This is a genomic window from Rhizobium changzhiense, assembly GCF_013087625.1.
Classification (GTDB): Bacteria; Pseudomonadota; Alphaproteobacteria; order Rhizobiales; family Rhizobiaceae; genus Rhizobium; species Rhizobium sophorae.
Genome location: NZ_JABFCQ010000002.1, coordinates 819,699 through 833,135, shown reverse-complemented (window position 1 = coordinate 833,135; position 13,437 = coordinate 819,699). Strand labels below are relative to the sequence as shown.

9 protein-coding genes are annotated in these 13,437 nt (G+C 61.1%); 8 read left to right on the top strand and 1 reads right to left on the bottom strand.

Annotated elements, in window-relative coordinates:
• The first annotated feature begins 7 nt into the window (after positions 1 to 7).
• Positions 8 to 2,524, top strand: coding sequence for a leucine--tRNA ligase (gene leuS / locus G9X68_RS13440; protein ID WP_171602768.1), 2,517 nt, complete (start codon positions 8 to 10; stop codon positions 2,522 to 2,524).
• A gap of 57 nt (positions 2,525 to 2,581) precedes the next feature.
• Here the strand turns inward: leuS and G9X68_RS13435 are convergent, their stop codons facing one another.
• On the bottom strand, positions 2,582 to 3,625 hold the full coding sequence (locus tag G9X68_RS13435; RefSeq protein WP_012757809.1) for a LacI family transcriptional regulator: 1,044 nt from the start codon (positions 3,623 to 3,625) through the stop codon (positions 2,582 to 2,584).
• 454 nt (positions 3,626 to 4,079) lie between these two features.
• Between G9X68_RS13435 and G9X68_RS13430 the strand changes: the two genes are divergently transcribed.
• The 7 genes from G9X68_RS13430 (at position 4,080) to G9X68_RS13400 (ending at position 13,270) form a co-directional block, all read left to right on the top strand.
• Complete coding sequence (locus tag G9X68_RS13430) at positions 4,080 to 5,315, top strand: ABC transporter substrate-binding protein (RefSeq protein ID WP_168313758.1); 1,236 nt, start codon at positions 4,080 to 4,082, stop codon at positions 5,313 to 5,315.
• 179 nt (positions 5,316 to 5,494) lie between these two features.
• A complete protein-coding gene (locus G9X68_RS13425; RefSeq protein ID WP_168313757.1) occupies positions 5,495 to 6,400 on the top strand; it encodes a carbohydrate ABC transporter permease in 906 nt (301 codons plus the stop codon).
• Positions 6,393 to 7,337: a carbohydrate ABC transporter permease gene (locus tag G9X68_RS13420; RefSeq protein ID WP_168310910.1), complete on the top strand. Its 945-nt coding sequence runs from the start codon at positions 6,393 to 6,395 to the stop codon at positions 7,335 to 7,337. The genes G9X68_RS13425 and G9X68_RS13420 overlap by 8 nt, the downstream gene beginning before the upstream one ends.
• Positions 7,338 to 7,341: 4 nt before the next feature.
• Entirely contained in the window at positions 7,342 to 8,433 is a 1,092-nt protein-coding gene (locus tag G9X68_RS13415) for an ABC transporter ATP-binding protein (RefSeq protein WP_171602767.1), read from the top strand.
• 435 nt (positions 8,434 to 8,868) lie between these two features.
• Positions 8,869 to 11,328, top strand: a complete 2,460-nt coding sequence (locus G9X68_RS13410; protein WP_171602766.1) for a glycoside hydrolase family 2 protein — start codon at positions 8,869 to 8,871, stop codon at positions 11,326 to 11,328.
• A gap of 37 nt (positions 11,329 to 11,365) precedes the next feature.
• A complete protein-coding gene (locus tag G9X68_RS13405; protein WP_168314354.1) occupies positions 11,366 to 12,127 on the top strand; it encodes a sugar phosphate isomerase/epimerase family protein in 762 nt (253 codons plus the stop codon).
• A gap of 9 nt (positions 12,128 to 12,136) precedes the next feature.
• A complete protein-coding gene (locus G9X68_RS13400; RefSeq protein ID WP_171602765.1) occupies positions 12,137 to 13,270 on the top strand; it encodes a Gfo/Idh/MocA family protein in 1,134 nt (377 codons plus the stop codon).
• Positions 13,271 to 13,437 lie beyond the last annotated feature (167 nt).

The following is a 13,437-nucleotide window of genomic DNA, read 5'->3' as shown; positions in this document are numbered from 1 at the left end:
GTGATGCATGCCTTATGATCCCAGGACGATCGAACCGAAGTGGCAGGCTTATTGGGCCGATCACCGTATTTTTCGAGCGGAGATCGATCCGGCCAGACCGAAATTCTACGCACTCGACATGTTCCCATATCCTTCGGGTGCGGGCCTGCATGTCGGCCATCCCCTCGGCTATACGGCCACTGATATAACGTGCCGCTACAAGCGCATGCGCGGCTTCAACGTCCTGCATCCGATGGGATGGGACAGTTTCGGCCTGCCGGCGGAGCGCCACGCGATGCGGACTGGTGTGCATCCCGATATCACGACGAAGCGCAATATCGAGACGTTTCGCGGGCAGGTGCAGAGGCTGGGTTTTTCTTATGACTGGAGTCGCGAGTTTGCCACGACAGACCCCGCCTATGTGCGCTGGACGCAGTGGATCTTCCTGAAGCTGCTCGAGAAGGGCCTCGCCTATCAGGCGGAGGTCGCGGTCAACTGGTGCCCGGCCCAGAACGCGGTGCTTGCCGACGAGGAGGTCAAGGACGGGCGTTATGTCGAGACCGGCGATCCCGTCATTCGCCGCAGGATGCGCCAGTGGATGCTGCGCATCACGGCCTATGCCGATCGGCTGCTGCAGGGACTGGACGGCCTCGACTGGCCCGAAAACCTGAAAACCATGCAGCGCAACTGGATCGGACGCTCCGAGGGCGCCGAAATCCGGTTTCCGCTCGAGCACGGCAAAGAGGTCATCACCGTCTTCACGACGCGCCCCGAGACCCTGTTCGGAGCAAGCTATATCGTGCTCGCGCCGGAGCATCCTGCGGTTGCCGCGATCGTCGAGCCGGAAACGCGCGAGGCGGTGGCCGCCTATATTGCCGAGGCCGAAGGATTGGAAGAGACGGTGAGGGCCGATGCCGGGCGCGAGAAGGCGGGCGTCTTCACCGGCGCTTATGCGATCAACCCTGCCAACGGAGCCCGGCTGCCGGTTTGGGTGGCCGACTACGTGCTGGCTGGCTACGGCACCGGCGCCCTGATGGCGGTGCCGGCTCATGACGCGCGCGACTACGCTTTTGCCCATGCGCACGAGCTGCCGATCATTCGCGTGATCGACAGTGCGGACGATATCGAAAAGGCGGCGTTTGAGGGCGAGGGGGCGATCGTCAACTCCGGCTTCCTGAATGGTCTGGCCTCGCCGGAGGCTAGGAAAGCCATCATCGCCTGGCTGCAGGCGAACGGTGCGGGCTGGCAGAAGGTCACCTATCGCCTGCGTGATTGGCTGTTCTCCCGCCAGCGCTACTGGGGCGAGCCGATACCGGTGCTGCATCTGGCGGACGGCTCGGTGATGCCACTGGCCGAGGAATGCCTGCCGCTGCTGCCGCCTGAACTGGACGACTACGCTCCGACGCCGGATGGCGAACCGCCGCTTGCCCGTGCGCAGGCCTGGGTCGAAACGATCGTGCCGGGCACCGACATTCCGGCACGGCGGGAGACCAACACGATGCCGCAATGGGCGGGCTCCTGCTGGTATTATCTCAGATTCCTCGATCCGGAGAACACCAGCGAACCCGTCGGGCGCGAGGCCGAGCGCTACTGGATGCCGGTCGATCTCTATGTCGGCGGCGCCGAGCACGCGGTCCTGCATCTGCTCTATGCCCGCTTCTGGCATAAGGTGCTCTACGACATCGGCGTCGTTTCGACGGAAGAGCCGTTCCAGCGGCTGTTCAACCAGGGCATGATCCTTGCTCATTCCTACCGCGATGCGGCGGGCCGGTATTGCGCGCCGTCGTCCGTCGTCGAAGAGGAGGGCAGATGGTTCGCTGGGTCGGTCGAAGTGCAGCGCGCCGTCGAGAAGATGTCGAAGTCGCGGCTGAACGTTGTTAACCCCGACGATGTCGTCCGTCAGTTCGGGGCCGACGCCTTGCGCCTGTACGAGATGTTCATGGGACCTCTGGACGCGGCAAAGCCCTGGCAGACCGCTGGTGTGAGCGGCGTGCGTCGGTTTCTGGAGCGTGCTTGGCGTATTGTCTGCGACGAGAGCGATGGACTCTCTCCAGTGGTGCTGGAGGCGGCCCCCAGCCCGCAGCTTCTGCGCTTGCGCCACCAGACGGTGAAGACCGTGACGGCGGATATCGAAGCAATTCGGTTCAATACCGCGGTTTCCCGGCTGATGGAACTGGCCAACGCACTGACGGCGGAAGCAGTGCGTCCGCGCGAAGTGGTGGAGACATTCGTGCTGTTGCTCGCACCCTTTGCGCCTCACATCGCGGAGGAGTTATGGAGCAAGCTTGGTCACGGGGAAACACTGACATGGGTTTCCTGGCCCACCTTCGATCCCGCAATGATCGAAATGGAGACCCGCGAATATGTCGTGCAGATCAACGGCAAGGTTCGCCACCGCTTCGAAGCCGCCGCCGATCTCGGCGAGGCGCTGCTTGCAGCGGCGCGATCCGAACCTTCAGTTATGGCCTTGCTCGACGGCAAAACGGTGGTCAAGGAAGTTCTGGTCCCGGGGCGACTGGTGAATTTCGTCGTCGAAGACCTGTGATGATCCAAAGCGGATCGTCGGATTTCAGCCCGACGGTCCGTTCCTTCAACCGACCGCCTACCTGCCACTCTCCGGCCAGGTCGGCTGACTAATGCTCTGCAGCAGTTCCGGTTCGACGCCGTCGATGCGGGCGATGACGGCTTTGGCCATTTCGCGGCCGGCGTGGCGGACATCCTCCTGGGCGGTGATGATCTCGGGGCGGATCCAGTTCAGGATCGGTACCGATTGTTTGGAGACCATGTCGAGATCGCGGCCGAGCGCCTTGCCGGCGGCTTCAATCCCGGCATTGACGGCGATTGCAGCACTGCCGGCTGAACAGACGATGCCGTCAGGTGCGTTGGCCGAGCGCATCATCACCTCGACGACGTCGCGGATGTCGGCGAGCGGGGCGTCGGTGTTGATGCGCAGCGGCACTTCCTCGGCGCCGTAATCATGCAGGCCGGTCTGGAAGCCGATGCGGATATGGGCGTAGTAAGTGAGCTTGCTCGGCGGCTGCAGCAGGGCGATGCGGCGCCGGCCGCGCTTGACCAGCTTTTCCACCGCCTTATGTGCGAAGGCCTCGTTGTCGAAATCGTGGAAGGGATGCGTGAGACCCGCATCGGTGCGCCCATGCGTGGCAAAGGGCATGCCGCGCTCGCTCAGCAGCCTTACGCGCGGATCGTCTGGCTCGATGCGTGAGATGATGACGCCGTCGGCCGAGCCGGTATCAAGGATATAGCGCACCGGCAGCATCGGGTCCTTGCTGTGCGAATGCGGCGTGATGACGATATGATAGGGCGTGCCGGACAGCACCTCGGAGATGCCGAAGACCATCTGGCTCGAGAAGCCCATGATCTCCTCGTCAATGCTGAGGACCAGGGCGATGACGTTGGTCTTGCCGGTACGGAGGCGCACACCCGCCCTGTTCGGCTGGTAGCCGAGCTGGCGGGCGACCATGCGCACTCGCTCCTTGGTTTCGGCCCCGATATCCGGCGCATCCTTCAGCGCGCGCGACACCGTCGTCACGCCAAGGCCCGTCATGAAGGCGATCGTCTTCAACGTCGGGCGCTCGCGCGCTGCCGGCGTCGATGCCGCGTTCCCGAAATTTCCCTTGTTTTCCATCCCTTTAGGCCGTCCTGCGCGAATTGGTGTCGCTTATAGAGGCTTTTTCCAGCGTCGTAAGCCCGCCGCATGCCAAAATCGCACCTCCCTGAAGAATGCAATCTGTAACGATACAGTAGAAATGTCGAGTGCTTTTTGTTGTGTGCATTGCAACATTGTACGTATAGGTTGAATCGGCAATCCGTGCTCTCTTTTATTGCGCTTGCGAAGAGACTGAAATGGAAGGCTAAATTTCTTGTGTGAAATTATTACGCAAATTCAAATTGATAAAGTGGAAACGCATGTGCGAGAACGCCCTGCCGGGTATCGTTTCAAGGGGATGCAGTGCTCCTGATGTAAACAGGCAGAAGTAGCAATTCCGGTTATCACGGAAAAATTTGCCTGCGGGCAGTTGCGTGAGGAAATCGATTGATCTAAGTTTTTCCGGCAACGTTTCAGTGAGGGAGGAAAACTCATGAAAATCCGTCTAATGGCCGCCCTGCTTGCCACTTCGGTCGCACTTCCGCTAGGAGTCGCCAATGCCACCGACCTTGAAGTCACCCACTGGTGGACTTCTGGCGGAGAAGCTGCAGCGGTCGCCGAGCTGGCCAAGGCATTCGACGCCACCGGTAACCACTGGGTCGACGGCGCGATCGCCGGCTCCGGCGGCACTGCTCGCCCGATCATGATCAGCCGCATCACCGGCGGCGACCCGATGGGCGCGACGCAATTCAACCATGGGCGCCAGGCCGAGGAACTCGTCCAGGCTGGGCTGATGCGCGATCTGACCGACGTGGCGACCGCCGAGAAGTGGAAGGATATCATTCGTCCGTCGAGCCTGCTCGATTCCTGCACCATCGACGGCAAGATCTACTGCGCTCCCGTCAATATCCACTCCTGGCAGTGGTTGTGGCTTTCGAACGCCGCCTTCAAGAAGGCCGGCGTCGAAGTACCGAAGAATTGGGACGAGTTCGTCGCTGCGGCTCCGGCTCTCGAAAAGGCCGGCATCATTCCGCTTGCCGTCGGCGGTCAGCCGTGGCAGGCGACAGGCGCCTTCGACGTGCTGATGGTTGCCGTTGCCGGCAAGGATACCTTCAACAAGGTCTTCAAGGACAAGGATGCGGAAGTTGCTGCCGGTCCTGAAATCGCCAAGGTGTTCAAGGCCGCCGACGATGCTCGGCGTATGGCCAAAGGCAGCAACGTCCAGGATTGGAACCAGGCCACCAACCTTGTCATCACGGGCAAGGCCGGCGGCCAGATCATGGGCGACTGGGCGCAGGGTGAATTTGCGCTGGCCGGTCAGAAGGCCGGCACCGACTACACCTGCCTGCCGGGCCTCGGCGTGAACGAGATCATCTCGACGGGTGGCGACGCCTTCTACTTCCCGCTGCTGAAGGACGAAGAAAAGTCCAAGGCGCAGGGGGTGCTTGCCAAGACCCTGCTCGATCCCAAGACCCAGGTTGCCTTCAACCTGAAGAAGGGTTCGCTGCCGGTTCGCGGTGACGTCGATCTCGCTGCCGCCAACGATTGCATGAAGAAGGGTCTCGAAATCCTTCAGAAGGGCAACGTGATCCAAGGCACCGACCAGCTGCTTTCGGCCGACAGCCAGAAGCAGAAGGAAGACCTTTTCTCCGAATTTTTCGCCAATCCGTCGATGACGCCAGAAGACGCTCAGAAGCGTTTCGCCGGGATCATCGCTTCTGCTGATTGATCTGCAGACTTGCTGCCTTGCGGTCCGGCTCCCATGGGGGCCGGATCGGTACGGACGGTCGGTGATGGTCCGGCGGGTGGCGGCGTCCCTCCGGTATCTTCGACGGGTTCGGAGGTGGGGACGACAGGCGGCGCCTTGCCGTTTTGTTACTTGTCGCAATTGCGATTGAGGAGAAGTTTATGACGGGTCAAGCGCGAGCAGGCCGGCCAAACAAGTTGCTACGCAATCTGAATGCCAAGATTGCGTCCATTCCGATGATCATGACGGCGCTGGTGATCTTTGTCGGCGGCACGCTCTGGACGGTTTTTTATTCCTTCACCAATTCCAAACTGCTTCCGCGGTTGAGCTTTGTCGGCTTCGATCAGTACGAGCGCCTATGGGCGGCACCCCGCTGGGTGACGGCGATCGAGAACCTGGCCGTCTACGGCATCCTCTCGCTGATTTTCAGCCTGGTCATCGGTTTCATGCTCGCTGCGCTGATGGACCAGAAAATCCGCTTCGAAAACACCTTCCGCACCATCTTTCTCTATCCCTTCGCGCTATCCTTCATCGTGACGGGCCTCGTCTGGCAATGGGTTCTGAACCCTGACTTCGGCATTCAGGCGGTGGTGCGCTCGATCGGGTGGACGAGCTTCACCTTCAATCCGCTCTATACGCCTGAGATCGTCATCTACGGCATTCTGATCGCGGCGCTGTGGCAGGGAACGGGTCTTGTCATGTGCCTGATGCTTGCCGGCCTGCGTGGGATCGACGAGGACATCTGGAAAGCGGCGCGTGTGGACGGCATTCCGATGTGGAGGACCTATCTCTTCATCGTCATCCCGATGATGCGGCCGGTCTTCATCACGACGATCGTCATCATCGCCTCCGGCATCGTCAAGGTCTACGACCTCGTGGTGGCGCAGACATCCGGCGGACCGGGCATTTCCTCGGAAGTGCCGGCGAAATATGTCTACGATTACATGTTCCAGGCGCAAAACCTGGGGCAGGGCTTTGCTGCCTCGACCATGATGCTCGTCACCGTCGCGATCATTATCGTTCCGTGGGCCTATCTGGAATTCGGCGGAGGGCGCAAGCGTGGCTGATGTAGGAACTCTCAACACCACGGCTGCGGGCATCGACGCCGTCGCGCCGAAACTCGGCGAAGGCCCCAGCGGCCCCCGACCACGCCCGGCGGTGTCGGCGCGCAACATCATGCTCTATGGCACACTGATCATCGCAGCGCTCTACTACCTGTTGCCGCTCTATGTGATGGTCGTGACGTCGCTGAAGGGCATGCCTGAAATCCGTCTCGGCAACATCTTTTCTCCGCCGATGGAGATCACCTTCGAACCCTGGGTGAAGGCCTGGGCGCAGGCCTGCACCGGCCTGAACTGTGATGGGCTGTCGCGTGGGTTCTGGAACTCGGTGCGCATCACGGTGCCGTCGGTCATCATCTCGATCGCAATCGCCTCGGTAAATGGCTATGCGCTGGCCAACTGGCGCTTCAGGGGATCCGAGCTTTTCTTCTCGATCCTCATCATCGGGGCATTCATTCCCTATCAGGTGATGATCTATCCGATCGTCATCATTCTGCGCGAAATCGGCATCTACGGCACGCTGACCGGCCTCGTCATCGTCCATTCGATCTTCGGCATGCCGATCTTGACGCTGCTCTTCCGCAACTATTTCGTGTCGCTGCCGGAGGAGCTGTTCAAGGCGGCGCGTGTCGACGGGGCGGGCTTCTGGCAGATCTTCCTGCGGATCATGCTGCCGATGTCGCTGCCGATCTTCGTCGTCGCGATGATCCTGCAGGTGACCGGCATCTGGAACGACTTCTTGTTCGGCGTGGTCTTCACCCGACCGGATACCTATCCGATGACCGTGCAGCTCAACAACATCGTCAATTCCGTCCAGGGCGTGAAGGAATACAACGTCAACATGGCGGCAACGATTCTCACCGGTCTTGTGCCGCTCATCGTCTACTTCGTGTCGGGACGGCTTTTCGTCCGCGGCATCGCCGCCGGCGCAGTGAAGGGTTGATCTCATGAATATGAATGCAAGCGTCTCCATCAAGGATCTGTCCCTGAACTTCGGCTCGGTCAGCGTGCTGAAGGATCTCAACCTCGACATCAACGACGGCGAATTCCTGGTGCTGCTCGGTTCGTCCGGCTGTGGCAAGTCGACCTTGCTGAATTGCATCGCCGGCCTGCTCGACGCCTCGGAAGGGCAGATCTTCATCAAGGGCAAGAACGTCACCTGGGAAGAGCCGAAGGACCGCGGCATCGGCATGGTGTTCCAGTCCTATGCGCTCTATCCGCAGATGACCGTCGAGAAGAACCTGTCCTTCGGCCTTCGCGTCGCCAAGGTGCCGCAGGCCGAGATCGACAAGCGGGTGGCGCGTGCCTCCGAGATCCTGCAAATTCAGCCACTCCTCAAGCGCAAGCCGGCGGAGCTTTCCGGCGGCCAGCGCCAGCGCGTGGCGATCGGCCGGGCACTGGTGCGCGACGTCGACGTTTTCCTGTTCGACGAGCCGCTGTCCAACCTCGACGCCAAGCTCCGCTCGGAGCTGCGCGTCGAAATCAAGCGGCTGCACCAGTCGCTGAAGAACACGATGATCTACGTCACCCACGACCAGATCGAGGCGCTGACGCTCGCCGACCGCATCGCCATCATGAAGAGCGGCATCATCCAGCAGCTCGACGATCCGACGACGATCTACAACAGGCCGCGCAATTTGTTCGTTGCCGGCTTCATCGGCTCGCCATCGATGAATTTCCTGCACGGCGAGCTGGTTAAATCAGGCGACGGCATTGCCTTTTTGGCCAACGGCGTCATTTTTTCGCTCGCTGCTTACGACGCTACCGAGACGCTGCAGCCCGGCCGCAAAGTGGTGCTCGGCGTTCGTCCAGAACACATCAAAGTCAACGAGAATACCGGCGGCGAAGAACATGACGCCACTGTCGATATCGAGGAGCCGATGGGCGCGGACAATCTGCTGTGGCTGAAACATGCCGGTCACACGATGTCGGTACGCGTCAACGGCGCGCGTCGCTTCAATGTCGGAGCGAAGGTGAAGCTCAGCTTCGACATGTCGGTCGCCTCGGTCTTCGATGCCGAAAGCGAGCTGCGTCTTTAGAAGGTTCTATGGGCGGGGGCTACTAGGCCAGGGCGAGTTTGGCGAGAAGACCAATCCACTCTCCGTCATCCTCGGGCTTGACCCGAGGATCTATCCCCGCTGCTGCTGGTGGATACGCTGTGGATGCTCGGGTCAAGCCCGAGCATGACGGAGGCTGGGGCGGACGGAAGGGGACCAAGGCGCTGCTACACATCTCTTCTCCCCAGCGGGGAGAAGGTGCCGGCAGGCGGATGAGGGGGTGAGTGACGATAGGAGCGAGGCGCTGAGCGCAAGTGAAGTGCAACTAAGGGCGTGCCGTGTGGCCCCCTCATCCGACCCTTCGGGCCACCTTCTCCCCGCTGGGGAGAAGAGGGAGCCAAGCCCTTTGACGAACGACAGCTACCGGACGACGACCATGCGCCGTCTCTTTCAAAAACGTAAATCGGAAACGATATCGTGACGCATCGATCAACTACTCCCAACATCGACCTTTCCGGTTCGTGGCAGCTTGCCTCAGTCGACGGCGAGATCCGCACCGCGATCATCTTGCCGGGCGATGTGCACACCGCGCTCCACCGCGCAAGCCTGATCCCCGATCCTTATTTCGGCCGCAACGAGGAAAAGGTGCAGTGGGTCGCCGAGCGGGAATGGGCGGTCGAGCGCAGCTTCACGCTTCAGGAGGTCGAAGGCGACTGGTATCTCGATATCGATTATCTCGACACGGTCGCCAGCGTCCACGTCAACGGCTTCCTGGCGCTCGAAGCCGACAACAGCTTCCGCCGCTACCGGCCTGACGTCTCCAGCATGCTGAAATCAGGCGACAACAGCATCCGCATCGTCTTTGCCTCGAACATCGCCGTCGGCGCTGCGCGACAGAAGCAGCAGCCCTTTTACATTCCCTACAGCACGGGCAATTCGCCGATTCCCGACGGCAACATGCTGCGCAAGCCGCAATGCCATTTCGGCTGGGACTGGAACATCGCCATTGCGCCGCTCGGCCTCTACGGGACGATCGCGCTGAAAAAGCTCGAAACCGCGCGCATCGAACACGTCGTCACCCGCCAGACCCACAATAATGACGGCTCGGTCGATCTCAAAGTGACCGCGACGCTGTTTTCCAAGGGGCAGGACATTGCCCAAGTTTATTTCGACCTCGATGGCGAGCGCGTGCGCCTGGATGTCGGCGTCAATGGCGAGACCCATGTCAACCATCTCTTCCATATCGACAATCCGCGCCTCTGGTGGCCCTCCGGCAGCGGCGAGCAGGCGCTCTACAGGCTTTCGGTCGAAACGCCGACGGATGAAATGGTCAAGCAGATCGGCCTTCGCACCGTCGAGCTGATCACCACGCCGGATGCGGCCGGCAGCCGCTTCGCGTTCAAGGTCAACGGCCGCGAGATCTTCTGCCGCGGCGCCAACTGGATCCCGGCCGACGCGCTGTTTTCGCTGTCTTCGCCTGCAAAGACCGAAGGCCTGCTGCAATCGGCGAAAGCCGCCAACATGAACATGATCCGTGTCTGGGGCGGCGGCTTCTATGAGCAGGATCATTTCTACGATCTCTGCGACCGGCTGGGCCTGATGGTCTGGCAGGACTTCATGTTCGCCTGCAACCTCTATCCCTCGACCGAGGACTTTCTCGACAATGTGACGATCGAGGTCGACTACCAGGTGCGCCGGCTCTCCTCGCATCCCTCGATCGTGCTCTGGTGCGGCGACAATGAACTGGTCGGAGCGCTCACCTGGTTCGAGGAATCGCGGAAGGACCGCGACCGCTATCTCGTCTCCTATGATCGCCTCAACCGCACGATCGAGCAGGCAGTGAAAAAGGCGCTGCCCGGCGCGCTCTGGTGGCCGTCGAGCCCGGCGTCCGGTTATCTCGATTTCGGCGATGCCTGGCATGCGGACGGGTCCGGCGACATGCATTACTGGTCGGTGTGGCACGAGAACAAGTCGTTCGACAATTACCGTTCGGTGCGTCCACGCTTCTGCTCGGAATTCGGCTTCCAGTCCTATACGTCGCTGCCTGTGATCAAGACCTATGCCGAGGCGAAGGACATGAACGTCGCTTCCCCGGTCATGGAGCTGCACCAGAAGAATGCCGGCGGCAACGAGCGCATCGCCGGTACGATGTTCCGTTATTTCCGCTTCCCCAAGGATTTTCCGAACTTCGTCTATCTCTCCCAGATCCAACAGGGGCTGGCGATCAAGACAGCGGTGGAATACTGGCGGTCGCTCAAACCCCATTGCATGGGCACGATCTACTGGCAGCTCAATGACACCTGGCCGGTCGCCTCCTGGTCGAGCCTCGACTATGGCGGCCGCTGGAAGGCGATGCACTATCTCGTCAAGCGCTTCTTCCAGCCGGTCGCGGTCGCCGCCATTCCTTCCGAAGACGGAAAGACGATCCGCTTCTCGCTGGTCAACGACACGCTTGTCGATGTCAGCGTCGACCTTTCGATCTCGCTGCTGACGACGCAGGGCGAGCGCCGGCACATGAGAGACGTACAGGCCATATGTTCGCCGGATGCGGCCGTCACTGCCACGAGCATCGACGTTTCCGATATTCCCGAGGGAACGCTGCTTGCCTGGCGTTTCACCGCGTCGAACGGCACGGGCGGCGAGGGGCACCATGTCAACGGTACCTACAAGGCGCTGGAGCTGGAACCTGCGGGGCTTGCTGTCACCCACGAATATGTCGAGGAGAATGGCTCCGTCGACATCAACGTCACCGCGAAGGGACTTGCGCTTTTCGTGATGATCGAAACCGAGACCGACGGCAAATATTCCGACAACGCCTTCGATCTTGCGGCCGGCGAGAGCCGCCGCATCACCTTTACCCCGGCACGGCCGCTTGATCGTGGCGCGCTTCCGGAGTTCCGGTTCTACGACCTGTATTCCTGCCAGTCGGCGGATTGATATTGCAAGAATGGGCACGAGGCCCAAGGAGAACATGATGACGAAACTCAGCTACCAGCTCTATAGCGCCCGCAACTTCCAGCCCTATTCGGCGATCTTCGAAAAGCTCGGCAAGGCTGGCTATGCCGAAGTCGAGGGCTTCGGCGGCATCTATGCCGATCTCGATGATGCCGGGCTGAAGAGCCTTCGCGCCGATCTCGACAAGAACGGCCTGGTGATGGCGAGCGGCCATTTCAGCCCCGATTTCCTGGAGAAGGAAGCCGAGAAGTCGCTGAACATTGCCAAGATCCTCGGCATGGATTCGATCTATGCGCCGCATCTCGCCGCCGAGGAGCGCCCGTCCGACGCTGCCGGCTGGGTCGCCTTCGGCAGGCGCCTGCAGGAGATCAGCAAGCCCTACAAGGCTGCCGGCTACGAATTCGGCTGGCACAATCATGATTTCGAATTCTTCAAGCTGCAGGACGGCTCGCGGCCGATCGAGCGCATCTTCGAAGGCGCGCCCGACATTTCCTGGGAGGCCGATATCGCCTGGGTGATCCGCGGCGGCGCCGATCCCTTCGCCTGGATCGAGAAGCTCGGACCGCGGATCACCGCTGTGCATGTCAAGGACATCGCACCGGCTGGCGAGGCGACGGATGAGAGCGGCTGGGCCGATGTCGGTCACGGCAAGGTCGAGTGGGGGAGGCTAATGACGGCGTTGCGCGCCACGAAGGCCAAGCACTACGTCGTCGAACACGACAACCCGAATGACATCGACCGCAATATCAGCCGTTCGATCGCATCTTTCCAGACCTACTGAGGCTTCATCATGACCAGGGAACTTGGCGTCGGCATCATCGGATGCGGCAACATCTCCACCACTTACTTCTCACTGGCACCGCTCTTCAAAGGGTTGAAGGTGCTGGCCTGCGCCGATATCAATGCGCAGGCGGCCGAGGCGCGCGCCAAGGAATATGGCGTCAAAGCGCAGACGATCGACGAGCTTCTCGCCAATGACGAGATCGACGTCGTCGTCAATCTGACGATCCCGGATGCGCATTTCCGGGTATCGAAGGCGATCCTTGAGGCCGGAAAACATGTCTATTCCGAAAAGCCGCTGGTGCTTTCACTCGAAGAGGGTGAGGAGCTTCGCCGCATCGCCAAGGAAAAGAACCTTGCCGTCGGCTGTGCGCCAGACACCTTTCTCGGTGGCGCCCATCAGCTCGCCCGCAAGTTTATCGATGACGGCGGCATCGGCCGGGTGACTTCGGGCGCCTGCTACGTCATGAGCCCCGGCATGGAGATGTGGCATCCGAACCCGGATTTCTTCTTCCTGCCGGGCGGCGGCCCGATCCTCGATCTCGGCCCCTATTACATCGCCAACCTGATCAACCTGATCGGCCCGGTCAAACGTGTCGGCGGCATGACCTCAATGGCGTCGCCGACACGCACCATCACCAGCCAGCCGCGCAACGGCGAGATCATCCCGGTCAAGACGCCGACGACGATCCAGGCGCTGCTCGAATTCGTCAACGGTGCCACGGTGACGCTGACGGCGAGCTGGGACGTGTGGTCGCACCGCCATGCCAATATGGAGCTCTACGGCACCGACGGTTCGCTCTACGTGCCGGATCCGAACTTCTTCGGCGGCGTAGTCGAGGCAAGTGGCCGTGACAAGGACATCAAGCCGCTCGACGCCTGGGAACATCCATTCGGCAAGATCAACCAGGAAAGCCCGAACGGATCGCGCGCCAACTACCGCACTGCCGGCCTTGCCGACATGGCAATGGCGCTGATCGAAGGCCGTGATGCGCGCTGCTCGCTCGACCGCACGCTGCACGGCGTCGATATCATGACCTCGATCCTGAAATCGGGCGAAGAGGGCCGTTTCATCGACCTGACCACGACCTGCACGCAGCCGGCCGCCCTCGGCATCGAGGAGGCGCAGGCGCTGTTGAGGTAGAGATGACGCGCGCCGTGCGCTTGCCGTATCGGCGCATTTGTAACAATAGTTCGTCATGCTCGGGCTTGTCCCACGGCTGTCCGGTTCGCGCCTGCCCCTCACCCTAACCCTCTCCCCGTAAAAAACGGGGAGAGGGGGCGTGCCAAACGCAGCGTCGAGGTTGAGGT

Bases quoted from the DNA above. Each gene is read 5' to 3' on its own strand.
- leuS (WP_171602768.1), top strand. From the start codon at position 8: ATGCCTTATGATCCCAGGACGATCGAACCGAAGTGGCAGGCTTATTGG.
- G9X68_RS13435 (WP_012757809.1), bottom strand. From the start codon at position 3,625: ATGGAAAACAAGGGAAATTTCGGGAACGCGGCATCGACGCCGGCAGCG.
- G9X68_RS13430 (WP_168313758.1), top strand. From the start codon at position 4,080: ATGAAAATCCGTCTAATGGCCGCCCTGCTTGCCACTTCGGTCGCACTT.
- G9X68_RS13425 (WP_168313757.1), top strand. From the start codon at position 5,495: ATGACGGGTCAAGCGCGAGCAGGCCGGCCAAACAAGTTGCTACGCAAT.
- G9X68_RS13415 (WP_171602767.1), top strand. From the start codon at position 7,342: ATGAATATGAATGCAAGCGTCTCCATCAAGGATCTGTCCCTGAACTTC.
- G9X68_RS13405 (WP_168314354.1), top strand. From the start codon at position 11,366: ATGACGAAACTCAGCTACCAGCTCTATAGCGCCCGCAACTTCCAGCCC.
- G9X68_RS13400 (WP_171602765.1), top strand. From the start codon at position 12,137: ATGACCAGGGAACTTGGCGTCGGCATCATCGGATGCGGCAACATCTCC.